General features: G+C 58.7%; 19 protein-coding genes, 2 tRNA genes and 2 pseudogenes. 6 read left to right on the top strand and 17 right to left on the bottom strand.

All coding sequences use genetic code 11. The features are described from left to right. Positions 1 to 273 precede the first annotated feature (273 nt). Entirely contained in the window at positions 274 to 855 is a 582-nt protein-coding gene (ampD, locus tag A3220_RS10990; RefSeq protein WP_062374848.1) for a 1,6-anhydro-N-acetylmuramyl-L-alanine amidase AmpD, read from the bottom strand. 82 nt (positions 856 to 937) lie between these two features. Between ampD and nadC the strand changes: the two genes are divergently transcribed. Then, a complete protein-coding gene (nadC, locus tag A3220_RS10985) occupies positions 938 to 1,792 on the top strand; it encodes a carboxylating nicotinate-nucleotide diphosphorylase (RefSeq protein ID WP_062374847.1) in 855 nt (284 codons plus the stop codon). A gap of 4 nt (positions 1,793 to 1,796) precedes the next feature. Here the strand turns inward: nadC and A3220_RS10980 are convergent. Next, positions 1,797 to 2,328 (bottom strand): annotated as a pseudogene (locus tag A3220_RS10980) (GNAT family N-acetyltransferase). A 146-nt stretch (positions 2,329 to 2,474) separates the two neighbouring features. Between A3220_RS10980 and tsaA the strand changes: the two are divergent. Further along, complete coding sequence (gene tsaA, locus A3220_RS10975; protein ID WP_062374845.1) at positions 2,475 to 3,227, top strand: tRNA (N6-threonylcarbamoyladenosine(37)-N6)-methyltransferase TrmO; 753 nt, start codon at positions 2,475 to 2,477, stop codon at positions 3,225 to 3,227. Here the strand turns inward: tsaA and purC are convergent. The 3 genes from purC to dapA all read right to left on the bottom strand — a co-directional run bounded on the left by purC (position 3,224) and on the right by dapA (position 5,907). Continuing rightward, entirely contained in the window at positions 3,224 to 3,940 is a 717-nt protein-coding gene (gene purC, locus A3220_RS10970) for a phosphoribosylaminoimidazolesuccinocarboxamide synthase (protein ID WP_044628734.1), read from the bottom strand. The genes tsaA and purC overlap by 4 nt on opposite strands. 32 nt (positions 3,941 to 3,972) lie before the next feature. Beyond that, positions 3,973 to 4,941, bottom strand: a complete 969-nt coding sequence (locus tag A3220_RS10965) for an outer membrane protein assembly factor BamC (RefSeq protein ID WP_062374843.1) — start codon at positions 4,939 to 4,941, stop codon at positions 3,973 to 3,975. A gap of 81 nt (positions 4,942 to 5,022) precedes the next feature. Continuing rightward, a complete protein-coding gene (gene dapA, locus A3220_RS10960; protein WP_044628736.1) occupies positions 5,023 to 5,907 on the bottom strand; it encodes a 4-hydroxy-tetrahydrodipicolinate synthase in 885 nt (294 codons plus the stop codon). A 247-nt stretch (positions 5,908 to 6,154) separates the two neighbouring features. Here dapA and A3220_RS10955 point away from each other — a divergent pair, with 247 nt between their 5' ends. Beyond that, a complete protein-coding gene (locus tag A3220_RS10955) occupies positions 6,155 to 6,628 on the top strand; it encodes a peroxiredoxin (protein ID WP_062374841.1) in 474 nt (157 codons plus the stop codon). A 48-nt stretch (positions 6,629 to 6,676) separates the two neighbouring features. Here the strand turns inward: A3220_RS10955 and A3220_RS10950 are convergent, their stop codons facing one another. Together A3220_RS10950 and A3220_RS10945 are read right to left on the bottom strand one after the other, a co-directional pair. After that, positions 6,677 to 7,774, bottom strand: a complete 1,098-nt coding sequence (locus tag A3220_RS10950; protein WP_044628738.1) for an AI-2E family transporter — start codon at positions 7,772 to 7,774, stop codon at positions 6,677 to 6,679. Then, positions 7,771 to 8,049 (bottom strand): sulfurtransferase TusA family protein, encoded by a 279-nt coding sequence (locus tag A3220_RS10945; protein ID WP_044628739.1) that lies wholly within the window; start codon positions 8,047 to 8,049, stop codon positions 7,771 to 7,773. The genes A3220_RS10950 and A3220_RS10945 overlap by 4 nt, the downstream gene beginning before the upstream one ends. A gap of 182 nt (positions 8,050 to 8,231) precedes the next feature. Between A3220_RS10945 and A3220_RS10940 the strand changes: the two genes are divergently transcribed. Then, complete coding sequence (locus A3220_RS10940; protein ID WP_062374839.1) at positions 8,232 to 9,692, top strand: M48 family metalloprotease; 1,461 nt, start codon at positions 8,232 to 8,234, stop codon at positions 9,690 to 9,692. Positions 9,693 to 9,807: 115 nt separating this feature from the next. Here the strand turns inward: A3220_RS10940 and nadA are convergent, their stop codons facing one another. The 8 genes and pseudogenes from nadA to purL form a co-directional block, all read right to left on the bottom strand. Further along, a complete protein-coding gene (nadA, locus tag A3220_RS10935; RefSeq protein ID WP_062374837.1) occupies positions 9,808 to 10,836 on the bottom strand; it encodes a quinolinate synthase NadA in 1,029 nt (342 codons plus the stop codon). A gap of 391 nt (positions 10,837 to 11,227) precedes the next feature. Further along, positions 11,228 to 11,303 (bottom strand) — tRNA-Lys (locus A3220_RS10930). 117 nt (positions 11,304 to 11,420) lie between these two features. After that, a tRNA-Lys gene (locus tag A3220_RS10925) sits at positions 11,421 to 11,496 on the bottom strand. Between the two features lie 137 nt (positions 11,497 to 11,633). After that, positions 11,634 to 12,509 (bottom strand): 23S rRNA pseudouridine(2605) synthase RluB, encoded by an 876-nt coding sequence (gene rluB / locus A3220_RS10920; RefSeq protein ID WP_062374835.1) that lies wholly within the window; start codon positions 12,507 to 12,509, stop codon positions 11,634 to 11,636. Next, on the bottom strand, positions 12,502 to 13,296 hold the full coding sequence (gene scpB / locus A3220_RS10915; protein WP_062374833.1) for an SMC-Scp complex subunit ScpB: 795 nt from the start codon (positions 13,294 to 13,296) through the stop codon (positions 12,502 to 12,504). The genes rluB and scpB overlap by 8 nt, the downstream gene beginning before the upstream one ends. Continuing rightward, a complete protein-coding gene (locus tag A3220_RS10910) occupies positions 13,293 to 14,252 on the bottom strand; it encodes a ScpA family protein (protein ID WP_062374830.1) in 960 nt (319 codons plus the stop codon). The genes scpB and A3220_RS10910 overlap by 4 nt, the downstream gene beginning before the upstream one ends. A gap of 48 nt (positions 14,253 to 14,300) precedes the next feature. Further along, positions 14,301 to 16,122, bottom strand: a pseudogene (locus A3220_RS10905) (DEAD/DEAH box helicase). Between the two features lie 29 nt (positions 16,123 to 16,151). After that, positions 16,152 to 20,078, bottom strand: coding sequence for a phosphoribosylformylglycinamidine synthase (purL, locus tag A3220_RS10900; protein ID WP_062374829.1), 3,927 nt, complete (start codon positions 20,076 to 20,078; stop codon positions 16,152 to 16,154). Between the two features lie 165 nt (positions 20,079 to 20,243). Here purL and mltF point away from each other — a divergent pair, with 165 nt between their 5' ends. Further along, positions 20,244 to 21,710 carry a membrane-bound lytic murein transglycosylase MltF gene (gene mltF / locus A3220_RS10895; RefSeq protein WP_054645112.1) on the top strand — a complete coding sequence of 489 codons (1,467 nt, stop codon included), beginning with the start codon at positions 20,244 to 20,246 and terminating at the stop codon, positions 21,708 to 21,710. 7 nt (positions 21,711 to 21,717) lie between these two features. Here the strand turns inward: mltF and tadA are convergent, their stop codons facing one another. Continuing rightward, positions 21,718 to 22,170 (bottom strand): tRNA adenosine(34) deaminase TadA, encoded by a 453-nt coding sequence (gene tadA / locus A3220_RS10890; RefSeq protein WP_208596167.1) that lies wholly within the window; start codon positions 22,168 to 22,170, stop codon positions 21,718 to 21,720. 111 nt (positions 22,171 to 22,281) lie between these two features. Between tadA and A3220_RS10885 the strand changes: the two genes are divergently transcribed. Further along, positions 22,282 to 23,103 (top strand): acyl-CoA thioesterase II, encoded by an 822-nt coding sequence (locus A3220_RS10885; RefSeq protein ID WP_062374825.1) that lies wholly within the window; start codon positions 22,282 to 22,284, stop codon positions 23,101 to 23,103. Between the two features lie 228 nt (positions 23,104 to 23,331). Here the strand turns inward: A3220_RS10885 and A3220_RS10880 are convergent, their stop codons facing one another. Next, a complete protein-coding gene (locus A3220_RS10880; RefSeq protein WP_062374823.1) occupies positions 23,332 to 24,603 on the bottom strand; it encodes a malic enzyme-like NAD(P)-binding protein in 1,272 nt (423 codons plus the stop codon). Positions 24,604 to 24,780: the final 177 nt, after the last annotated feature.

The following is a 24,780-nucleotide window of genomic DNA, read 5'->3' as shown; positions in this document are numbered from 1 at the left end:
ACCCTACATTCAATGAGCTACGCTTTCATGAATGTAGTTAAGCTACAGGTATTTGGTAAAAATTAGCCTTTTGTATATGCGAAGATACCGCAAAGTCGCCACGCTGCCAATTCCGGCACGCCGCAAAAAGCCATCGAAAACAAACTATTGCACTGCAACATAAGCGCTTTATAAGACCTTTGTCGCTGCGACTAACACCTTCTGAATGTAGTTAAACTACCGTTTTATTACCTGCCTCAAGAACCACTTAACGCTACTTTTTAACCCACGCTTTTATCGTTTAAAGGCCGCCTGTGACAATCGCTGGCGGAAATACGCCCAATCGAAGGCGGGCCCTGGATCGGTTTTACGCAGCGGCGCTACTTTGGCATGGCTGGTGATTCGCTGTGGCGTCAAAGCCGGGTAGCGAGCCATCAGCCACCCCACCGCGTCGACGAGGGAAGTGTACTGCGCTTGGGTAAAGGGAGTGTCATCATCGCCCTCAAGTTCGATGCCCACAGAAAAATCGTTGAGCCTGGATCGCCATACGCCCAGCGCAGGGTCCCACCAGCAGGAGCGACCGGCATGCCAGGCACGCTGGTCGGTATCGACGAACTGAACGCACTCGCCGTCGCGACGGATCAACAGATGGGCCGATACCCGCAGGTGGGCGATCTCGGCAAAGAAAGGGTGTCCGTCCGGGGGCAGTCGATTGGTGAATAGCGCCTCGATGGCATCGCCCGAGAACTGCCCTGGCGGCAGGCTAATGGCGTGCAAGAGCAGCAGCGATACCTCGCCGTGAGGGCGTGCATCCTGGTTAGGCGACGCTACCTGCCGTGCCCTGGACCACTGCCCTGCCCTGTTTTCTTGGTTCATGATCGCACTCGCTCCTCTACGTTAGCGTTCTGTTTCACTATAATGCCCGTCATCGAAGACGACGCCCAGAGACCCCACCGCTATGGATTATCAAACTGCTCTTGCTGAAGAGATTCGCGCCTGTGCTGCCCGCCTGTTAGCGGAAGACGTTGGTACGGGAGATATCACGGCTCAGCTGATTCCTGAGAACCAGTGGGCAACCGCTAAGGTGATCACCCGTGAACCTGCCGTGCTGTGTGGCGTTGCCTGGGTTGATGAAATTTTTCGTCGTTTGGATAGCCGCGTGACATTACGCTGGCAGGCTGCTGACGGCGATGTTTTAGATGCGGAGCAGTGTTTTTTAGAGATTGAAGGCCCGGCCCGTAGCCTGCTGACCGGTGAACGCGCAGCGCTGAACATTCTGCAGACGCTGTCTGCCACGGCCACCGCCACTCGCCGCTATGTAGACCTGATCGAAGGCACCGGCGTACGCCTGCTGGACACCCGCAAAACGCTACCGGGGCTACGCTTGGCACAAAAGTACGCAGTCACCTGTGGCGGTGGCCATAATCACCGCCTGGGCCTGTGGGATGCCTTCTTGATCAAGGAGAATCACATCGCGGCCTGTGGTGGCATTCAGGCCGCCGTGGCGCAGGCCCGCAAACTAGCCAGCGACCTGCCGGTAGAAGTGGAAGTCGAAACCTTCGAGGAGTTGGACCAAGCGCTGGCGGCAGGTGCCGACATCGTGATGCTGGATAACTTCGCCATTGAAGACCTGCACGTGGCGGTGGAAATCAATGGCGGACGCGCCACTCTGGAAGCCTCCGGCAATGTGGATGACACCACGCTAAAAGCGATTGCCGACACCGGCGTAGACTGCATTTCTAGCGGCGTGCTGACAAAAGATGTGAAGTCCATCGACCTGTCGATGCGCATCACCCAAACCTTTAACGTCTGAGCGGCTAGGTTTCCACTGCGTTTAGCTGCTTGACGAGCCGGTAGCGCTGTAGCATCTCGCCGCTGCGCTCTACCCACTGCTCGCCGTGGTTCACGAAGCCTCGGCGTAGCAAGCGCTCGTAGAGTACCAGGCTCGCCTCGATCTCCACCTGAGACACGCCATGTTCCAGCAGAATACGCTCGGCATGGATCAGTAGCGTGGTGCCTATGCCGCGTCCCGCTAGTGACGGCCACACGTAGAGGGTCTCAATACGTCCAGCACTGATATTAAGCTCTAAAAAACCGACGCACCGGCCATCACAAGCGGCTACCAGCGTAGTGTATAGCGCTTGGCGCGCCGCCCAGGCGCTCGCCTCGCGGGGTAGCGCATTGGGCCCAGGCGCGGCGCTCATCCAACCCGTAATGGGTGGCCGCCCCCTGCATGACGGCATGGTAAAATACTTCCGCCTGATCAGCGGCATCCTTGGCTAACGCCGCGCGATAGGTAACGCGGGCGGTGGGCGCAGGGGATGGTGCGCGTTCGTTCGTTTTCAACATGCTTCGCCTCAATGCGATTTAGCGGCTGGCAACGGACAACTCACTGTCTGCCGCCAGTTGGCTATTTTATACTCATCGCTACATTACTAAATACCCACGACTTCGTTGACCACGTTGGCACCGACCAACCTTCAAAAGGCAGTGCTATGCACGATCGTTCAGATAGCGCGTCATTTGCGCTGACGCCCATTGGTCATATTATCAGCGACTATCCGGATAAATTCGGCGTCCCCCGCCAGCCTGGGTTAGCGCCAGCGGCCAATGCACGTCTAGTACTCACAGCGCCGTTTGATGATCCTCTCACCGTACGGGGCTTGGAAGACTTTAGCCACCTATGGATATCATTCATCTTTCATCAAAGCCCAACCCGGTGGACGCCCTTAGTGCGCCCGCCGCGCCTGGGTGGCAACCGTAAAGTCGGCGTCTTTGCCAGCCGCAGCACCCATCGCCCTAACCGGTTGGGGCTTTCGCTGATTGAGCTATCGCACATTGATACTCAGCAAGGGGTGAGTTTGCACTTGGCAGGCTGTGACTTGGTCAGCGGCACGCCAGTGGTCGATATTAAACCCTACCTGCCCTGGGCCGAAGCGAAGCCCGAGGCGCGGGCGGGATTTGCCCCCAGCGCCCCGTCACTGCTGCCCGTGAGCTTTAGCCAGGCCGCCCAGGCCAGCCTTGCCGCCCGCGCCGACGGAGCGTCGCTCTACGCGCTAATTGAGCAGGTGTTAGGCCAAGACCCACGCCCGGCTTACCAGCGTGAGGAGCAGAGTGGGCGCATTTATGGGGTACGACTGCGGGATATAGATGTGAAATTCCAAGCGGTAAAAGAAACACCCCTTGAAAACGACGCCACCACCCTGAAGGTGGTGGCGATCGATACGCTGACTAACGAAACACGTTAGGCGGGAAAGGTAATCCCTAGACGACGGCCGACTTCTTCGTAGGCTTCAATGACGCCACCCAACCCCTGACGGAAGCGGTCCTTATCCAGCTTCTCGCGGGTGTTGGCATCCCATAAACGGCAGCCATCCGGGGAGAACTCATCACCCAGTACCACCTCGCCTTTGAACACGCCGAACTCCAGTTTGTAATCCACTAACAGCATATCGCCTTCGGCAAACAGCTGCTTGAGGATATGATTCACCTTAAACGTCAACGTCTTCATTTTGGCGAGCTGCTCGGGGGTTGCCCAGCCAAAGGTTTCCGCCAGCGACTCATTGATCATCGGGTCGCCCTTCTCGTCGTTCTTTAAGAACAGCTCAAAGGTCGGCGGGTTAAGGGCAATCCCCTCTTCCACGCCCAGTCGCTTCACCAAACCACCTGCGGCAATGTTGCGCACCACGCACTCGACCGGAATCATCTGCATTTTTTTGACCAGACTTTCGTTGTCGGAAAGCTGCTTCTCAAAATGCGTCGGGATACCGCCCTCTTCTAAACGCTCCATGATGAAAGCGTTAAAAATGTTGTTCACCATCCCCTTACGGGCCAGCGCCTCTTTCTTTTTACCATCGAAAGCGCTGGTGTCATCACGAAATTGCAGTACCAGCAGGTCAGGATCGTCAGTGGTGTAGACAGATTTTGCCTTGCCGGCATAGAGTTCTTGGCGCTTTTCCATGGAGGCTCCGTGAGAAAGTGAGAGTCAAAGGGTTAACGTAAGTAGCCGGAGACGCGCTCAAGCAACTCGCGCTGATCATCAGCGCTAAAACTACGCTCGCTGGCGTTGATAGCCCGCAGCACGGTCTGGTCACCGTTGGGCTCAAGCGCTAGTCGAATCTGCTTAACATCAGGGCCAAAGACGATCTGCAGCGGGTTGCGCCCACGCTCAGTTTCCGTCATGTACTCCACCAAGAACTCATAGTCATCGGCGGAGGTCGCGAGCAGATTACGCTGCCCCTCTTGGGTGAAATCAAGAGAGAGGTAGTGGTTCAGCTCCGCCCAAACGCGGTCGATGGGTTGCGGAATCAGCACTTCCCACTCATCGCCCTGTTGACGCAGTTGCAGCGTTTGCTCGCTAGCCAAGCGCTGAGCGGTCCAGGAAGAGGAGCTAGCCGTTGCGCTACGCGCGCCCAGGTACTGCTCTAGTGCCGTTAAGCAGCTCTCAGCACTTTGCCCACTCTGGTCACAGCGCACTTCGCTGCTACCAGCGCGCAGGGCACTCTGCAGGCTTAGTGTGGCTTGCGGGGTCACGATCACGCCTTGGGTGGCGCTGCTCTCTTGAACAGGAAGCTGGCGGCTGCGTACAAACGCTTCCAGTTGTGGCCAAACGGTACCAGGGTCGGCGGCCACTACTAACCAACTTTGATCGCCCACCTGACGGCGCTCAACGTACTCAGGCTCTAATCCACCACCAATGGCCAACGGCTGCGGCGGTTCAATCTCTGCCGGTTCGTCAAGCTGTGAGCCCTGCAACGCTATCTGGGTAACGGGCATGGCATCTTGGTAACGCTGCGTATTACGGGTTTCAGGCAGCACGAGGGGCGGCGCAGGAGCCGCTTCGGTGTAGTCCAAGTTGCGGTCGTGGTAATAACCATCGCGCGCGCAACCTGCCAGTGTGACAGCAGCTGCGAGTGCCAGCGGTATCCATTTAAGCGCACGTTGTTCAAGCACAGAGCTCATCAAGCCACCTTAACAGTCAACAGGTCAGTTACCCGGAAGGCCATGCCATCACCGGGTAGCAAAAGGGTTTCGAGCGCCGGGTTACTCCTCTACGACGCCCGCCAGCTGCAGTGCTTCGCTTACCGTGCCGTGGTACTTCTCCGACAGCCACGTCAGCGGCAGACGAATACCTGCTTCCATGTAACCCATGCGGTGCAGCGCCCACTTTACGGGAATGGGATTAGATTCAATGCCTAGGTTAGTGTGCAGCGGCATCAAGCGCGTATTAATTTGGTGAGCCTTGTCGGCATCGCCAGCCACAGCAGCCGCGCACAGGTCATGCATGGCTTTGGGGGCAACGTTCGCGGTCACGGAGATATCACCATGCCCACCCATTAGCATGAAATCGCAGGCCGTTGCGTCATCACCCGAGTAGAGCATGAAATCGCTGCCTTTCAGGCGTGAGATTAGATCCTCAGCGCGCTCAAGGTTCCCGGTGGCATCTTTTAGGCCGATAATGTTGTTCACTTCCGCTAAGCGCACCACTGTCTCGTTGTAGAGATCGGAGCAAGTGCGGCCAGGAACGTTGTACATAATGACCGGAAGTTTGCTACCTTCAGCGACCGCTTTAAAGTGCTGGTACAGGCCTTCCTGGGTAGGCTTATTGTAGTAGGGGCAGACGGATAGGCAGTAGTCCGCGCCCACTTCACTGGCGTAGCGCGCCAGCTCAACGGCTTCCGAGGTAGCGTTCGCCCCGGTACCGGCAATGACAGGAATGCGACCATTGACTTCTTCAACCACGCTGCGGATCACATCAAAGTGCTCAGCAAAGGACATGGTCGTGGGTTCACCCGTGGTGCCCGCAGCGACGATGGCATCAGTGCCATTATCGAGGTGGAAGTTCACCAGACGACGAAGCGCCTCCCAGTCGATGTCGCCATTGACTTTCATCGGCGTCGCCAGGGCGACAATGCTGCCTGTGATCATCCGTATTTTCCTCACCTGCAAAAAGTTGAAATCAAGCTGCCACGTAGGGTGCAATGACGTACATTGAGTTAAGACGCGGCGTTGATACTTTGAAGGAGCGCGATCACCCCTGCCCACAAACAGCAAATGGTACTCAGGCGATTCGAGCCTGTACAGCGTAAAGCGCTGCGAGTTTACTTAACGCTTTGACAGCAGCGCAGCGCTTGCGTGTAATTTTCTATGAAAGTCACCCCCATAAGGAGCCTTTATGGCGATTGAACTCGGCCAGCCCGTCCCTGATTTTTCCGCCCCAGCCACCGGCGGCGACACCATCACGCTGTCGGAACTGCGTGGCAAGCAGGTAGTCATCTACTTCTATCCGAAAGCCAGCACGCCAGGCTGCACCACCGAGGGCGGCGACTTCCGTGATCGCAAAACTGCCTTCGATGCCGCCAACACCGTGGTCATCGGTGTCTCCCGGGACGGTCTGCGCGCCCAGGAAAACTTCAAAGCCAAGCAGGATTTCAATTTTGAACTGATTTCCGACAAAGACGAAACCGTTTGTCAGCTGTTTGATGTGATCAAACTCAAGAAAATGTACGGCAAAGAGCACCTGGGCATCGAGCGTAGCACCTTCTTGATCGACCAGGATGGCAAGCTTGCCCAAGAGTGGCGCGGCGTTAAAGTTCCTGGCCACGTAGATGAGGTACTAAGCGCGGCGCAGGCACTGAATAGCCAGTAATAATGCACCGCTGGCTGTGCCCATATCGGGGCACAGCCATGCTCACGGCTAATCCTGCTTCAGCGGTGGCACCTGCGATGTTTGTCGGCCTTCAAGCCCTCTTGGCCATGCATACACCAGCGCTTTCAGCAGCGTGGCAAGCGGGATGGCAAAAAACACCCCCCAGAATCCCCAAATACCGCCAAAGAACAGCACCGCAACGATAATCGAGACTGGGTGGATGTTATTGGTTTCTGAGAACAGCACGGGGGCCAGTACGTTGCCATCCAGTGCCTGCAGCACGCCGTAGGCCACTAAAACGTAGACAAACTGCTCGCTAATACCGAAATGGAAGCCCGCTACCGCCGCCACGGGGATGGTTGCCACCGCCGCGCCAATGTAGGGCACCAATACGGAAAAACCGACCAGCACGGCCAGTAGCGCCGTATAGGGCAAGCCAAAAAAGGCAAAGGTGATATACGCCACCGTGCCGACGATGACGATCTCAATGGACTTACCGCGGATATAGTTGGCGATTTGGCGATCCATTTCATGCCAGATGCGCGTCAGCAGCGTACGCTTCTGCGGCAGCAGCGAGAGCGTAAAGCCCACCAGCGCCTCACGATCTTTCAGCATAAAAAAGACCAAAATCGGCACTAACACCAAATAGATGATCAACGACATGACATTGCCAAGCGAGGTCAACGAGAGCGTCAAGGCGCGCTGACCTAGCTGGCTAATTTCCCGCCCGGCGACGCCAATCCAGCTCTGCATCTGATCAGGCGTCACGATATTAGGGAAGCGCTCCTGCAACTGATCTAGCCAGCCCTGGCCGCTGGCAAACATGCGCGGCGTCTCTTGAACGAGCCCGACCAGCTGATTCCAGATCAGCGGCATCAAGATAAACGCTAGCGTGAGCAGCACGCTGACAAATGCCAAAAACACCATAATGACAGCCAGCAAATGCGGCACTCGACGTCGCGTGAGCGCGCTAACCACGCCTTGCAGTAAAAACGCCAGCACCAACGCGGTAAAGAACGGTGCCAACATGCGGCCAAACCAAATAATGGCGGCAAACCCTGCCACCAGCACCACCAGAAGAATTAACGCCTCTTCGTCTGAAAAGTAGCGCTCTACCCAACTTTTCAGAATACTGCGCATGGTCATGAGTGGGTGTTCCCTGCTTTACGAATCCAAAATACATACACGTCGCCGCGCTGCACCCGCGCTTCCATCACATGGTCGCTTAGCTCAGTAAATGCCGCCATATCCCGCCACGAGCCCGCATCGGTCGCACTTACTTCCAGCAGTTGGCCTGGCGCAAGGCCTGCCAGTGCCTGCTTCGCCTTTAGCAGCGGTAGCGGGCAGTGCAATCCGGTGGCGTCCAACACTTGATCGGGCTTAAGCCCTTCGGCTAACCCTGACGCTGTTTGCTCAGACATACTCTCCCCCAAAGGCAGCTTCCATGATGCTAAATCGTTCAATGGCTACATAACCATCGCATTGTTGCATAAACTGTTTTTTTGCGATGCCCACTGCGATATTGATTTAACGGCACTTCCCTGCCTGAATCAATGTCACACCGTTGTTAGCCGTGCCTATTATTCGAACGAATGGGGATGTCATGCTGCATTTTAGACCCGCCTACTCTCGCTGGGCCTGCACGCTCGCGCTCTCGCTCAGCGCTTTGTGCGTTAGCTTGCCCAGCCACAGCTATGACGACTACCAACTGCCCAGTTTAGGGGGCGCATCGGCATCGGTAAGCAATGAGGAGTTTCGCCTTGGCCGCGCATGGCTGCGCCAGTTTCGTGCCCAGGCCCCTCAGTGGCAGGATCCTATTGTCAGCGACTACCTGGAGAGCCTGGTGGCACGCCTGGCTCCTTACAGCCAGCTCGGCAGCCTGCAAACCACCACGGTGATGGTGGATAACCGTTCGCTCAATGCGTTTGCGGTGCCCGGCGGCGTGGTGGGCATTAATTCAGGGCTGTTTGCCTTTGCTGAAGATGAAGGCGCTTTTGTATCGGTGATTGCCCACGAGCTTGGCCACCTTTCCCAACGCCACTACGCCCGTGGCAGCGCCCGTGCAGAACAGACCCAGCTGCCCGCCATGGCGGCTATGCTAGCCGGTATGCTGATTGCTGCCAGCGGCGGCGGCGATGCAGGCATTGCCACCGCCATAGGCTCTCAGGCGGCGCTTATTCAGGACCAGCTCACCTACTCCAGACGTTTTGAGCAAGAGGCTGACCGTATTGGCCTACAGGCCATGGCAGAGGCAGGCTACGACCCAGAGGCCACGGTGCGTATGTTCGATACCATGCAGCGCCTGTCGCGGCTTCAAGGCGGCACGCCGCCTGAATTTCTATTGACCCACCCTGTGTCAGATAGCCGCCTGAGCGACGCCCAAGCGCGGGTTTCTCAGCTTAGCGTGGCCAGCCGCTACACCAGCGATACGCTCTACGACATGATGCGCGCTCGCGCTTTGCTGAGCATTTACCGCAATTCACCCCAGCAAGCGGCTTCGCGGCTGGCTCAGGAGGATGCCGAGGAGCCTGCGCTGCGTTATATCAACGCACTTATTGATGCGCACAATGGTCAAACCGACCGCGCGCTGCAAACCCTCGATCAGCTTGCCAACGAGCTTCCTGATTACGGCATGCTGCCCGCCTCCGCGGCGAACGTAGCCCTGGAAGCCCAACGCTACGATGAGGCCATTTCCCGCAGCCAGCGGCTGCTGCGGCTGATGCCTAACTATCTGCCTGCTCAGTTGACCCTAGCGGAGGCGCAGCTACAGCGCGATCCAGAAGCGGCTTACGAACTGCTTCGAGATATCACCACGCAGCACCCGGAAAGCCCCCAGGGCTTCAACCTGCTGGCAGAGGCCGCCGGGCGCAGCGGGTTTAACGGCTGGGGTCACCTGGCCCGTGCCGAGCACCTGCAGCTCACCGGCCGAGTGGACCGCGGCATTCGACAGTTAAGTATTGCCAAAGACGCCGCCCAGCAAGAAAACGACACTCAGGCGCTAGCGCGCATTGAACAGCGCAGAGAAGCGTTTCTTGAGTACCGAGAGGCGCTAGAGAAGTTTTAGCGCCATAAAGCACATGCAACACATACAAAAAAGCCCGACGCATCGCGTTCGGGCTTTTGGCTTACAGCAGAAACGTTGTACTGATATTAAAGCGCTGATACTTAAGCGCTAATGTTTAAGCGTTAAAGTTCAACATACGCTCAAGGGGCTTTAACGCCTGCTGACGCAAGGCATCATCAACAAAGATCTCGCCGCTGCCTTCACGCAGCGCGCCTGCCAAATTATCCAGCGCGTTCATCGCCATCCAGGGGCAATGGGCACAGCTGCGGCACGTCGCACCGTTTCCGGCGGTGGGCGCTTCAAAGAGCGTTTTCTCAGGCACGGCCTGCTGCATCTTGAAGAAAATGCCCCGGTCAGTGGCCACAATCAGCTGTTCATTGGGCAGCGTTTGCGCTGCTTTGATGAGCTGGGAGGTAGAGCCAGCCACATCGGCCAGCTGCACAACAGCCTCCGGCGACTCCGGGTGGACAAGCACGGCGGCATCCGGATACAGACGCTTCAAGTCTTGAATGCCTTTCGCCTTGAACTCCTCGTGCACGATGCAGGCACCGTCCCACATCAGCATGTCGGCACCGGTTTTTTTCTGAATATAGCCACCCAGATGCTTATCCGGTGCCCACAAAATCTTTTCACCCTTCTCCTGCAGGTGCTCAATGACCTCCACGGCAATCGAAGAGGTCACGACCCAATCGGCACGCGCTTTTACCGCCGCCGAGGTATTGGCGTACACCACCACCGTACGGTCCGGATGGGCATCGCAGAACGCGCTGAACTCGTCAATCGGGCAGCCAATATCGAGCGAGCAGGTCGCTTCGAGCGTAGGCATCAACACACGCTTTTCTGGGGAAAGGATCTTGGCCGTCTCGCCCATAAAGCGTACGCCTGCCACCACGAGTGTGGTGGCATCGTGACGGGCACCGAAGCGGGCCATTTCCAGGGAGTCCGCCACACAGCCGCCAGTCTCTTCAGCAAGCTGCTGAATGGCATCGTCGGTATAGTAATGCGCTACCAAAACGGCGTTATTCGCCTTGAGCAACTGCTTGATTTCAGCCACTCGCGCTTCGTCTTCCGCAGGGATACGGGTAGGACAGTACGGGCTTGGTAGCGGAGCGTCTAGCTCAGCTTGAGAGGTCATCATAGTCATTGTGTCTACCACTGTGACGAACAGGGAATCCCCCTGTTAAACACCAGTCACGGCGTATGCGCTCCGCATGCGCCGCACTCGGGGGCAACGGCCGCTGCGTCTCTCGCGGTGGCACGTCACCAGCCTGGCTTGCTTAGAGCCAGGGCTGCCGTGACATCTTCGGCAGCCAAACGATCTATCGATTATGCGTTAACCAATACGTTTTTCACTATTCTTCTAACTATGCTTCTCACCACGCGTCTCACCACTGGACCACCGTGGCAATCACGTTATTGTCATCATATTGTGGTGGACAATCGTTGCCCGCTGCAAGCAGAAAGTCACGTTGCAGCGCGGCAAAACGTGCATAGCAAAACGCCCCTGGCAGCAAGCTACCAAGGGCGTCGGAATTTGGTGGGTCGTGTAGGATTCGAACCTACGACCAATTGATTAAAAGTCAACTGCTCTACCAACTGAGCTAACGACCCAAATTTTGCTGCGCTAATCAAAAACGACTAGCAAATACTACACTAACTCACATCGAAACACATATTGAAAACAAAGCATTGGTGAAACTATTACCTGATGCGTTTGCTTATTTCGGATGGTGGGTCGTGTAGGATTCGAACCTACGACCAATTGATTAAAAGTCAACTGCTCTACCAACTGAGCTAACGACCCGTCCGAACGGATGCATATAGTACGGATACGGCTTGTGAATAGCAAGCCCTTTTTTATCTTTCGTCTATATCTACTGCTCTGCACGGTGCCAAAAAGCCTTACCCCGTGCAGAGCGCACTGCTTGAACCGCGCCTAGCCTAACCGCGCTTGGGTTTCGGCTTGCGCATCGCCTGCACCGGACGACGCTTATGCTTGTCGCGGCTCCAGCGGTTCTTCTCGTCTGGCGTCAGCTCAGGCACTTTGCGGGTTTCCAGGTTGGCCAGCGTCGCTAAGTCATCCACCTCATCCTGAGAGAGTTCGACCCACTCACCGGCTTTCGCCCGCTTGTCGAGGAAGATATTGCCGTAGCGCACACGCTTCAGGCGGCTAACGGTAAGCCCCTGGGATTCCCACAGGCGGCGCACTTCACGGTTGCGGCCCTCCAGAATCACCACGTGGAACCAGGTATTGATGCCTTCTCCACCAAACTCCTGTACGTCGGTAAAGCGCGCCGGGCCATCTTCCAGCATCACACCGTCGACCATCGCGACGATATGCTCGCGCTTGACGTCGCCCATGACCCGCACCGCGTACTCACGCTCTACCTGGGTAGAGGGGTGCATCAAGCGGTTGGCAAGTTCACCGTCGGTGGTGAACAGCAGCAAGCCGCTGGTATTGATGTCCAAGCGGCCAATGGCAATCCAGCGCTCGCCTTTCAGGCGCGGTAGGCGCTCAAAGACCGTGCGACGGCCTTCCGGGTCTTTACGGGTGCACAGCTCGCCTTCCGGCTTGTTGTACATAATGACCCGGCGCGGCACTTCCTCTTCCGGACGCAGCGTCACCGGGCGGTCATCAAAGCTGACCTTATCCCGCGCTTCCACTCGGTCGCCCAGTTTGGCCACTTGGCTATTCACCTTCACCCGACCATCGGCAATGGCAGTTTCCATTTCACGGCGGGAGCCAAGGCCCGCGCGGGCCAGCACTTTCTGCAGTTTTTCGCTGGTAGGCGGCGTGGTGTTGTTACTTTCACTCATGGTCGTCTGACCTCACATCGTTGGTCTGCGTGTCAGCGTCCTCATGTTGACGCTGCGCACGTGCCGCTAGCCGCGCCTCTAAATCGGCAAAGCTGAGCGGCTGGGTTAACGCCGTCTCGGCGTGGTGGTCGGCACTCTCTGCCAACGTATTCTCATCTTGCTGGGGTGGCGCATCCTGCACGCTTTGCACCGTTTCGTCCAGTGCTAGCGGCGGGTTTTGTTCGGATGATGCCTCCTCCAGAGAAAGCGCTTCGCGATCGTCACCGTTGACCAGGGTATGCATGGGCGGCAGCGCATCCAGGGTTTTCAGCCCGAAGTCATCCAAAAAGCTGCGCGTGGTGGCATAGACCGCCGGACGGCCCGGCACGTCCCGGTGGCCCACCACGCGTATCCAGCCGCGCTCCATCAGCGTGCGAATAATCGAACTGCTGACGCTCACACCGCGCACATCTTCGATATCACCCCGAGTCACCGGTTGGCGGTAGGCAATTAGCGCCAGCGTTTCCAAGAGTGCTCGAGAGTAGCGCTGGGGGCGCTCGTCCCACAGCCGCGAGACCCAGTGGGCCAAGCGTGGGCGAATGCGTAGCTGAAAGCCAGAGGCGGTCTCGACCAGTTCGAGCGCGCCGTTATCGTGGCGCAGCGCTAGCCGTGAAAGCGCCTCCCTCAACGCTTTGCGGGAAGGGCACTCATCGGCCAAAAATAGCGTTTCCAGGCGCTCAACCGGCAGTGGTTCACCCGCTGCTAGCAGCGCCGCTTCAATAATGTCATCTAACGTGGTGTCTCTCACCGCGACTCCTCGTCAGGTTCAAACACAGACTCTTCGAATGCTGAGGCGGCATCGCCCTGCTCCTCTTCCAAACGCTCGAATGCGTCCTCTTCCCCATCGACCAGCGCCGCTTGGCGGGCACGCACATGAATGGGCGACAGCGGTGCATTTTGAACAATCTCAATCATGGCTTCTTTGGCAAGCTCTAGAATGGCCATAAAGGTCACGACTACACCGGCACGTCCCTCTTCCAGGGTAAACAGCGCTTCAAACGGCGTATAACGGCCGCTCTCGCCATCCTGACTGAGCTGCTCCATGATTTTCAGCATGCGCTCGCGGGTGGAGAGCACTTCACGGCTGATCTGGTGGGCCTGGGCCAGCTCGGCGCGCTTGAGAATATCGGACAGTGCTCCCAGCAGCTCATCAAGCTCTACATCGGGATGGATCACCCGCGTTTCCAGCGGCGGTAAGCCCGCCTGCACGCTGAACCAGTCCCGGCCGACGCGGGGCAGCGTATCCAGCGCCTCAGCGGCCTCTTTTAGGCGCTCATACTCCTGCAGGCGGCGAATCAGCTCGGCGCGGGGATCCTCTTCCTCCTCGCCTTCCGCTTTGGGAGGGCGTGGCAGCAGCGTCCGGGATTTAATCTCCGCCAGCATGGCAGCCATTAGCAGGTACTCACCCGCCAGCTCAATCTCCATGGCTTTCATCAGCTCCACGTATTCAATGTACTGGTGGGTGATGGTGGCCACGTTGATGGTCAGAATATCCAGGTTCTGCCGCCGAATTAAATACAGCAGCAGATCCAGCGGCCCCTCGAACGCTTCCAGGAAGACCCGGAGCGCCTCGGGGGGAATATAGAGATCTTCCGGCAGCTGCGTAATGGGCTCATCGAACAGGCGCCCAAGGGCCTCCACGGTGGGCTCCACCGCAGAGGGCATCGCGTCTTGATCCGGCACGGCGCTGGGCGTCTCGCTCACGCGGGTCGAGTCCTTGTCAGTTGAAAACGGCAGTGTAACAGCGCTCCATCAATGCGGCATCTCGGCCGCCTCGGCGGCTTTACGATAGCGGCCCTGATAGTCGAACAGCTTGTCGCGGATTTGAAAGTGGCGGCCTACCTTTCTACCCACCACAAAGTCGGGATGGCGCAGGCGAGACTGGGCAGCCACCACGTCGTCTGGCGTTGCTGGCTGCCACGGCACGCCCGGCGCGCGCAGGTGGGCGCGCAAGAAGACCGCATAAAAGGCGCGGCTCTGGGCGGCGGTCTCCAGGGCAAACCATTCGCTCAGGCTGGCACCGTCTTCGTCATGATAGGTCACTTTGAGACGCGGCAGGCCGCGCCCGTTGGTGGTCGCCTCCAGCTGCATGCCGCTCACCCGCAGTACTTTGGCGTCCTTGAGCCGCAGCGCCTCCTTGAGCTTGTCATCGGCATCCACCAGCAGCTTCTCGCAGCCATGGCAGCGCCGGGCAGCGATATCGTTCTCTGCCCCGCACGCATCGCAGACCTTGAAGCGAAAGCGAAAGGTGCACTGGCTACGGCGTCCGGTGTCGTCCTCCACCAGCCCCTGGCAGCGGCGGCCAAAATGCTCGATCACCAGCTCACCGTCGCGCTTGCCCCAGAACAGGTTCGCGTGACCGCAGTCCGGGCAGGGCACCTGCACCGGTTCGCTATCGCTATCCGGCTTGGGTTCGCCTACTTCCGGGGCGTAGAGATCCCACGGGTTGCCCGCATAGTCGAGAATCAAGCACTCCTCTTTACCCGGCGAGAGGCGCAGCCCGCGACCAACGATCTGCTGATACAGGCTGACCGACTCGGTGGGCCGCAGAATCGCGATCAGATCCACATGGGGGGCATCGAACCCGGTGGTTAATACCGCCACGTTGACCAGATACTTGAGCTTGCGCGCCTTGAACGCATCGATCAGCGCGGTGCGCTCGGCGGAGACCGTCGCACCGGTGATCAGCGCGGATTGGTCGGCAGGCAGATAGCCCATGATCTCTTCGGCGTGGGCCACCGTCGCGGCAAAAATCATCACCCCCTGGCGGTCGGCAGCGTACTCCACCACTTGGGCAATGATGCCCGGTGTCGCCCGGTTGCCCGCCACCACCCGGTTGAGTTCCTCCTCCCGAAACAGACCACTGGACGAGGGCGCCAGCGCCGAGAAGTCGTACCCCTCGATGGCCATATCCAGCCGCTTGGGCGCGGCCAAAAAGCCCTGTTTGACCATCAGACGCAGCGGCTGCTCGAACACGCAGTCGGCAAAAAAGCTCTCTTCTGAACCACGCACCATCCCGTGATGGTGGCGGTGGTAGATAAAGCCCTGCCCCAAACGAAACGGCGTGGCGGTTAGGCCGAGGATTTTTAGCTGCGGGTTCTGGCTCCGTAGATGCTCGATCACCTGCCGATAGCTGGAGTCCTCCTCCAGCGATACCCGATGGCACTCGTCGATTACCAGCAGAGTAAAGCTGGCGTCGTTGAATTGCTCCATGTTACGCACCACCGACTGCACCGAGCCAAACACCACTTGGCGGCTAGCCTCTTTGCGCTTTAACCCGGCGCTGAAAATATCCGCCTCCAAGCCGTAGGCTTGGTACTTGGCGTGGTTCTGCTCCACCAGCTCACGCACGTGGGCCAACACCAGCACCCGCCCACGGGCTAGCCTCGCCAGTTCAGCGATCACCAGCGACTTGCCGCTGCCGGTGGGCAGCACCACTACGGCGGGGGGCGCTGGTGGCGCGAAAGTGGCTGACTACCCGCTTGACCGCCTCGGTTTGGTAGGGGCGCAGCGAAGGCGCTGCCCCGTTAGCCAAGAAAGGCGGCCCGGAGGCCGCCTTTTCAGGATGTGTCATCCATCACCTATCGGGTTGATCACATGACGTTAGCCCAGCCATACCCGCGCATTGCGGAACAGGCGCAGCCATGCACCATCTTCGGTCCACTTCGCCGGACGCCAGGAGTTGGTGACCGCGCGGGTCACCCGCTCGGGGTGCGGCATCATGATCGTCACGCGGCCATCCGGCGTGGTCAGGCCGGTAATGCCCGACGGGGAGCCGTTGGGGTTGGCCGGGTAGCGCGTAGTGACTTGACCGTAGTTATCGATATAGCGCAGGGCAATTTGGCTGCTCGACTGCATGCTGCGCAGGTGCGCCGTATCGCGGAACTCGGCGCGGCCTTCCCCGTGGGCCACAGCGATGGGCAGCTTGGAGCCTTCCATACCCGCCAGCAGAATCGAGGGGCTCTTCTCGACCCGAACCATGGAAACGCGGGCCTCGAACTGCTCGGACTCGTTGCGCACAAAGGCAGGCCAGTTTTCCGCACCGGGAATCAGCGTTTTGAGCTGCGAGAGCATCTGGCAGCCGTTACACACGCCCAGCGAGAAGCTGTCGTCTCGGTTGAAGAAAGCTTCAAACTGCTCGCGGGCGCGTTCATTGAATAGCACTGACTTCGCCCAGCCGCCGCCTGCTCCCAGCACGTCGCCGTAGGAGAAACCGCCACAGGCCACTAAGCCTTTGAACTCCTCCAGGGAGACACGGCCTTCCAGGATGTCGCTCATGTGCACGTCCACCGCATCGAAGCCCGCTTTGTGGAAGGCCCAGGCCATCTCTACCTGACCGTTGACGCCCTGCTCGCGCAGCACGGCCACCGCCGGCTTGGTGGTGTTGATATACGGCGCGCTGATATCGTCGTTGATATCGAAAGTCGGTGCGGCGCTGAGGCCCGGGTCGCGAACGTCGAGCAGGTTGTCGAACTCGTTCTTCGCGCATTCCGGGTTATCCCGTAGCGCCTGCATGCGGTAGCTGGTCTCGGACCAGGTGCGTTGGGTTAGCTGACGGGTAGTCTCCAGCAGCGGCTCTTCGAACAGCGTGACACGCACTTGGTCGTCGTAACGCGGGCGAGCAATCACGCCGCAGGTTTCGATACCGGCCATGGCGAACTGCGTCAGCACCTCTTCGGTGTGCTCACGGCTTACCTGGATCACCGCCCCCAGCTCTTCAGAGAACAGCGCGTTGAAGGCTTCTACCGGCTCGTCGATCAGCCAGTCGAGCTTGATTTCGAGACCGGCGTGCGCGGCAAAAGCCATCTCCAGCAGCGTCACCAACAGGCCACCGTCGCTGCGGTCGTGGTAAGCCAGCAGCTTACCGTCGCGGTTCAGACCTTGGATCACTTCGAAAAACGCTTTCAGATCTTCCGGGTCGTCCACATCGGGGCACTCATCGCCCACTTGGCCATAGACCTGCGCCAGCGCCGAGCCGCCAAGACGGTTCTGGCCGTTCCCCAGGTCGATCAAGATCAGATCAGACTCGTCCTGTTCCAGGTTGATCTGCGGCGTCAGCGTCGCCAGCGCGTCGGTCACCGGCGCAAAACCTGTGACCACTAGCGACAGCGGCGAGGTAATGCTCTTCTCTTCGGCATCCTCGCCCTCTTGCCACGCAGTGCGCATGGACATCGAGTCCTTGCCCACCGGTACAGCGATGCCAAGCGCCGGGCATAGCTCCATGCCGACGGCATGAACGGCGTCGTACAGCGCCTGGTTTTCACCGGGGTGGTCGGCGGCGCTCATCCAGTTGGCAGAGAGTTTGATATCCGACAGCTTGGCAATCGGCGCGGCGGCTAAGTTGGTAATTGCTTCTGCCACCGCTAAGCGCGCGCTGGCGGCGGGGTTGATGAGCGCCACCGGCGGGCGCTCGCCCATGGCCATGGCTTCACCGGCATGGGTATCGAAGCTGGCGGTGGTGACCGCTACGTCGGCCACCGGCACCTGCCAGGGGCCGACCATCTGATCGCGAGCTACTTGGCCGGTGATGGAACGGTCGCCGATGGTGATCAGGAAGCTTTTCGAGGCCACCGTGGGCAGGCGCAGCACCCGATCCATCGCTTCGCGCAGGTCCAGGTTATCCAGCATGACGCCCGAGAGCTCAGGGGTTTGGCGCTCAAACGAACGGGTCATCTTCGGCGGCTTGCCAAACAGCACGCTCATGGGCAGATCGACCGGTTTGGTCTCGAAGTGGCCGTCGCGCACTTCCAGGTGGTGCTCCGCCTGGGCTTCGCCCACTACCGCGTAAGGGCAGCGCTCGCGCTTGCACAGCGCGTCGAAGGTATCCAAGTCTTCAGGGGCTACTGCCAGTACGTAGCGCTCCTGGGCTTCGTTACACCAGATTTCCAGCGGGCTCATGCCCGGCTCGGCATTGGGCACCGCACGCAGGTCGAACAGACCGCCACGGTTGCCGTCTTTTACCAGCTCCGGCAGGGCGTTAGACAGCCCGCCCGCGCCTACGTCGTGAATGAAGCGAATCGGGTTTTTCTCACCCAGCGCCCAGCAGCGATCGATGACTTCTTGGGCACGGCGCTCAATTTCCGGGTTTTCCCGCTGCACAGAGGCGAAGTCCAGGTCCGCGCTGGACTCACCGGAGGCCATGCTGGAGGCCGCACCACCGCCCAGGCCGATCAGCATCGCCGGGCCGCCCATGACGATCAGCTTGCCGCCGACCGGGATCTCGCCTTTTTGCACGTGTTGTGCGCGAATGTTGCCGTAGCCACCGGCAATCATGATCGGCTTGTGGTAGCCGCGACGCGCAATGCCGCCTTCGCCGAGCGCATCCTGCTCGTAGGTGCGGAAGTAGCCGGTCAGGTTGGGGCGGCCAAACTCGTTATTGAACGCGGCACCGCCAATCGGGCCGTCCAGCATGATATTGAGTGCGGACTGCATGCGCTCGGGCTTGCCGTAGTCGAAGGCTTCCCAGGGCTGAACAAATTCAGGAATGCGCAGGTTAGAGACGGTAAAGCCGGACAAACCTGCTTTCGGCTTGCCGCCGATGCCGGTCGCGCCTTCGTCCCGAATCTCACCGCCAGAGCCGGTGGCCGCACCGGGGAACGGCGCAATGGCCGTGGGGTGGTTGTGGGTCTCCACCTTCATCAGAATGTGGATCGGCTCTTGATGGGCATCGTAGCTGGCACGCTCGCCCTCGGCACCGGTGAGCGGCGTGGGGAAGAAGCGTCCGCCGTGGCTGCCTTTGATCACCGCCGCGTTATCGCTGTACGCAGAGAGCACGTTATCCGGTGACGTGGCGAAGGTGTTCTTGATCATCTTAAACAGCGAGTGGCTCTGGGCTTCGCCGTCGATGACCCAATCTGCATTGAAGATTTTGTGGCGGCAGTGCTCAGAGTTCGCCTGGGCGAACATCATCAGCTCAACATCGCTGGGGTTGCGGCCTAGCTCGATAAAGGCGGCTACCAGGTAGTCGATCTCATCGTCTGCCAGCGCAAGGCCAAGTTCGCGGTTAGCCGTGACAAGAGCGTCGCGACCGCCTTCCAGAATATCCACGCTGCCAAGGGGCGCAGGCGAGTGGTGGGCAAACAGTTTGCCCGCCTCGGCTACGTCGGCCAGTACGTGTTCGGTCATGCGGTCATGGAGCAGCGCGCTAATCGCTTCCAGCTGTTCTGTGCTGGGTGCGCCGCGCAGCTCTACGCGGTAATCAATGCCGCGTTCAATGCGGCTGATCTGGCTAAGCCCGCAGTTGTGGGCAATGTCGGTTGCTTTAGAGGACCACGGTGACTGGGTGCCTAAACGCGGGACGACCAAAAAGCGCTGGGCGTTGTCGGGAATCTCTTGGCTGTCTCGGCTGCCGTACTCCAGCAGTTTCGCCAACCGCGCCTCGGCGGCATGATCGAGCTCTTCGTGGTGGTCAATGAAGTGGACGTAATGGGCAGACAGTGCCTCCACCTCCGGAACACGGTCACGCAACACCGTTAACAGCCGTTCATGGCGGAAGGCAGAAAGGGCGGGTGCGCCTCGCAGTTCGAGCATATCTGGGAGCCTCTAAAGCAGGGAGAGTTCGAGCAGGAAATCACCGGGCCGCAAAGCGGCAATCCCACTATGATACTGGAAAGCGACGGCCACACGAAATCAACAAGGTGACAGCGTCTATCAGGCTGGGTATCGTGGCAGACTGTTCCATGTTGACAAGACATCATGCCGACATTGATTTACCAACACTTTATCGCCTATTACCGGGCGTATTTCGCGATGATCGCGACACTTTTGCTTATTTTGGTGCCGCACAGTTCGTCGGTACCAAGCGGTGAACATTTAGCGCAAATTAATGCAAAAGAGTTCATCACTATTCACACTCGCAACACACCTACCACCTATTACGAAGGCCGCCAGGGGCCGACTGGCTTTGAGTATGAGTTGATGCACCGCTTTGCGGACTACCTGGGAGTTAGCCTCAACCTGAACGCAAGCCACCACCCGGAGAGCGTGCTCCCCGCCGTGCGCGAGCAGGGCGACTTAGGTGCCGCGGCCCTCCCCCTGCTGGCGGATTCACCAGGCATTCACTACACCCGCTCCATCATTCAGATGCAGCCGCTGGTGGTGTATCGCCGCGGGCTCAACGGCATTGATGAACCGGCAGATCTTGTCGACCTGGAACTTGGCACGCTAAGCGAAGCGGGCACCAGTCAGGCACTGCTATCACTGCAGCGTGACTACCCCAGCCTTACTTGGAAAGAGTCTCACGAGCTTGAAGTGGCCGAACTACTGGCGCGGGTAGAGAGCGGCACCCTGGATGCGGCGATTATTTTTGATCATCAGTTTCGTTTGAACCGGCTGTTTTTCCCTAACGTCGAACGCGGCTTCTTTTTAGGCGAGCCGCTCTCTCTGGCCTGGGCGGTTCCTAGCGGCCGCGGACTTGGATTATTAGAAGCCGCCAATCAATTTCTCCAGGAGCTGCAAGAGAACGGCACCCTGGAGCAGTTGGTAAGTCGCTATTTTGGCCACGATGACTATCTTGAGTACGTGGGCACTCGAACGTTTCTCGCCCACCTTGACGAACGTCTGCCCAACTACACCGAGCTATTCAAGCAAGCGGCCCGCGATACCGGCTTTGATTGGAAGCTACTGGCCGCCGTCGGGTATCAAGAGTCGCACTGGGACCCGACCGCTGTATCCCCCACCGGGGTTCGCGGCCTGATGATGCTGACCAACCCCACGGCCAGCGAAATGGGCGTAGCCGACCGCACCGATGCTGCACAGAGTATTGATGGCGGCGCGCGCTACCTGCGCAGTATTAAAGACCGGCTTCCAGACAGCATTACCGGGGATGACCGGCTCTACATGGCCATGGCAGCCTACAATGTAGGCCTTGGCCACCTTTACGATGCGCGTAAGATTGCCGAGATGCGCGGCGGCGATCCGGATCGCTGGCAGGACGTTCGTGCGGCGCTCCCGCTCTTACAGGAACGAGAGTGGCATAGCCAAACCCGCCACGGCTATGCCCGTGGCGGCGAGCCGGTCATCTATGTGCGCAACATCCGCCGCTACTACGAGATGATTGAGTATGTGGAGCGCAGCCGACAACAGTTTTTCCAGCTAGAGCAAACGCCAGCCAGTGAAGAACCATTATTGCTGTTCGATATTATTCCGCCGGTTGAGCAGTAATCGCGCGCTAACGTTTTTCAGCGAAAAACTGCTTGAGCAGCCTTTTGGCCGGCACTGCTAGCACGCCGCCCGTAATCTCTATCTGATGATTAAACCAGGGCTGAGCAAGCAGGTTGGCCTTTGACTCCACCATGCCCGTGCGTGGCTCGGGCGCGCCGTATACCAAACGGGCAATGCGCGCATGCACCATAGTGCCTGCGCACATCATGCAGGGCTCTAGCGTTACAAACAGCGTACAGCCCTCTAAACGGTAGTTGCCCAGCCGCTGCCCCGCCTCGCGTAGCGCACGCACCTCGGCGTGGCCGCTGGGGTCGCAGCTTGCCAGCGGTGCATTGTGGCCAGCACCAATAATCTCCCCCTGGGTATCCACCACCACCGCGCCCACCGGCACTTCTCCGTTGGTAAACGCCAGGTGCGCTTGGTCCATAGCGCGGTGCATGTAAAATTCATCGCTGCGTATCAAGGCAAACTCCGCTAAGGTAGCAAAACGATCGTTTTAATAGCGTGATGGCCGCACTGGGTATACTTGCAATCATCGGCGGGAAAACAGACAGCACCAAGGATACAGAGAATGAACGACGCGCTGAAGTCACTGGTCAACTTGTTAGAGCTTGAAACCCTTGAAGAGACGCTATTTCGAGGCCAGAGCCAAGATTTAGGCTTTCCCCAACTGTATGGCGGCCAAGTGTTGGGCCAGGCACTGGCCGCAGCGGCGCGCACGGTGCCGGATGAACGCCGCCCGCACTCCCAGCACGGCTATTTTTTGCGCCCAGGCGACCCGCACCGCCCGGTGGTGTATCAGGTCGATACCATTCGCGACGGCGGCAGCTTTACCACACGGCGGGTGACGGCTATTCAGAAAGGGCGACCGATCTTTTTCTGCAGCGCCTCTTTTCAGAGCGCTGAAGAGAGCATCAATCATCAGCGGGCCATGCCAGAAGTGCCCACGCCGGAAGCGCTTATAGAGAGCGGCGATGCCAAACACGCGCGCTTCCCCGGCCACCCTATCGAGTTTTTGCACTTGAAGGATAAGCCGGACAGCGCGTCACCGGCCGGTCAGTGCCTGTGGTTCCGCTTTGCAGGTGGACCGCTCCCGGATGACCCGACACTGCATCGTCATCTGCTCTCTTATGCGTCAGATTTCAACCTGCTGACCACCGGACTGATTCCTCATGGCATCAAGTACACCGACCCGAAACTGCGCATTGCCAGTCTCGACCATGCGATTTGGTTGCACGAAGATACGCGGCTAGATGAGTGGCTGCTGTACGCCATCGACTCCCCCTGGAGTGGTGGCGCACGGGGCTTGGCGAGGGGCCATATTTATCGCCGCGATGGGCGTTTAGTCGCCACGACGGCGCAGGAGGGGTTGGTGCGCTATCCGCAGTCTTGAACCTCTGCTCTAAACACCTCTAAAAACAGCAACGCCCGCAGTGTGCGGGCGTTGTAAAATACCGGTCAGCACAACCCTAGACGGGGGGCGCTGTAAACCCGTCCTTGGGCGCTACTTTCGCCATCTGACCGCCATGGATGGTGGAAATACCGAAATTGCAGGGAGCATTTTTCGGCCATGGCGAAAGACCCCCGTTACGGGCTGCCCTGACCTAAGTGGCCTTGTTAATTACCCACCATACACGTCATTAATGGTTTTCAGCGGGTAGTGAGCCGGGTACGGCTTGCGGGCCACGCCAGAGTCGACCGCTGCCTGGGCCACTGCAGATGACACGCGCGCCAGCAGACGGATATCCACCGGCGTGGGGATGATGTAATCACGCCCGAAGCTCATCTCGGTACGCTCGTAGGCGTTCAGCACTTCCTGGGGAACCGGCTCGCGGGCCAGGTCTTTCAGTGCATGCACCGCCGCCAGCTTCATGGCTTCGTTGATACGCGTGGCGCGCACATCCAGCGCGCCGCGGAAGATGAACGGGAAGCCCAGCACGTTGTTCACCTGGTTCGGGAAGTCCGAACGGCCGGTGGCCATGATCACATCCGGGCGCGCTTCGCGGGCTACGTCCGGGTGAATTTCCGGGTCGGGGTTGGTGCAGGCGAAAATCACCGGGTCAGCGGCCATTTTCTTCACCTGATCTGCAGAGAGCAGGCCCGGGCCAGAGAGGCCGATAAACACGTCCGCGCCGTCGATGGCATCGTCCAGCGTGCGCATGTCGGTATCGCGGGCGAACTCCGCTTTGTACTCGTTGATGCCGTCACGCTCAGTGTGAATGACGCCACGACGATCCAGCATCACTAAGTTCTCTTTCTTAGCACCGCAGGAGATCAGCAGGCGCATACAAGCAATAGCAGCCGCCCCGGCGCCCATGCAGACGATTTTCACGTCTTCAATCCGCTTGCCCGCGATATCCAGCGCGTTGAGCATGCCCGCAGCGGTCACAATTGCCGTGCCGTGCTGGTCATCGTGGAATACAGGGATGTTGCAGCGTTCAACTAACGTCTTTTCGATCTCAAAGCACTCAGGCGCTTTGATATCTTCCAGGTTAATACCGCCCCAGGTGTCGGCAATGCGGGCAACGGTGTCGATAAACGCCTGCGGGCTTTCAGCGTCTACTTCGATATCAACGGAGTTAATGCCCGCAAAGCACTTAAACAGTACGCCTTTACCTTCCAATACCGGCTTACTAGCCAGCGGGCCAAGGTTACCCAAACCCAGAATCGCACTGCCATCTGAAATAACCGCGACTAGGTTACCTTTGCCGGTATAACGGTACGCATTTTCCGCTTCGCGAGCGATTTCGCGAACCGGCTCAGCAACGCCTGGGCTATACGCTAGCGCCAAATCCCGAGCTGTCGCGGTGGGCTTGGTCAACTCCACGGAAAGCTTACCGGGGATCGGCTTAGCGTGATAATCCAAAGCTGCCTGCTTATTTGCATCCGTCATAGTAAAGGTCTCATCAGCCTAAAGTAGAAAAGTTGTATCAGAATATAGAAAAAACCTAGGCGCCTCAAGCACGTAGTAAACTTACCTACGAAACGATCGTTTTAGCCACATTCCCTTCCATTTCGGAACTTTTCCACGTTATTTGCTGCAACTTATGCATCCAGCCATCAGCTATAA

Source organism: Halomonas sp. KX33721 (genome assembly GCF_001596805.1).
GTDB lineage: Bacteria > Pseudomonadota > Gammaproteobacteria > Pseudomonadales > Halomonadaceae > Vreelandella > Vreelandella aquamarina.
The sequence above is the reverse complement of the archived record's forward strand: the minus strand, read 5'-3'. Positions and strand labels throughout refer to the sequence as shown.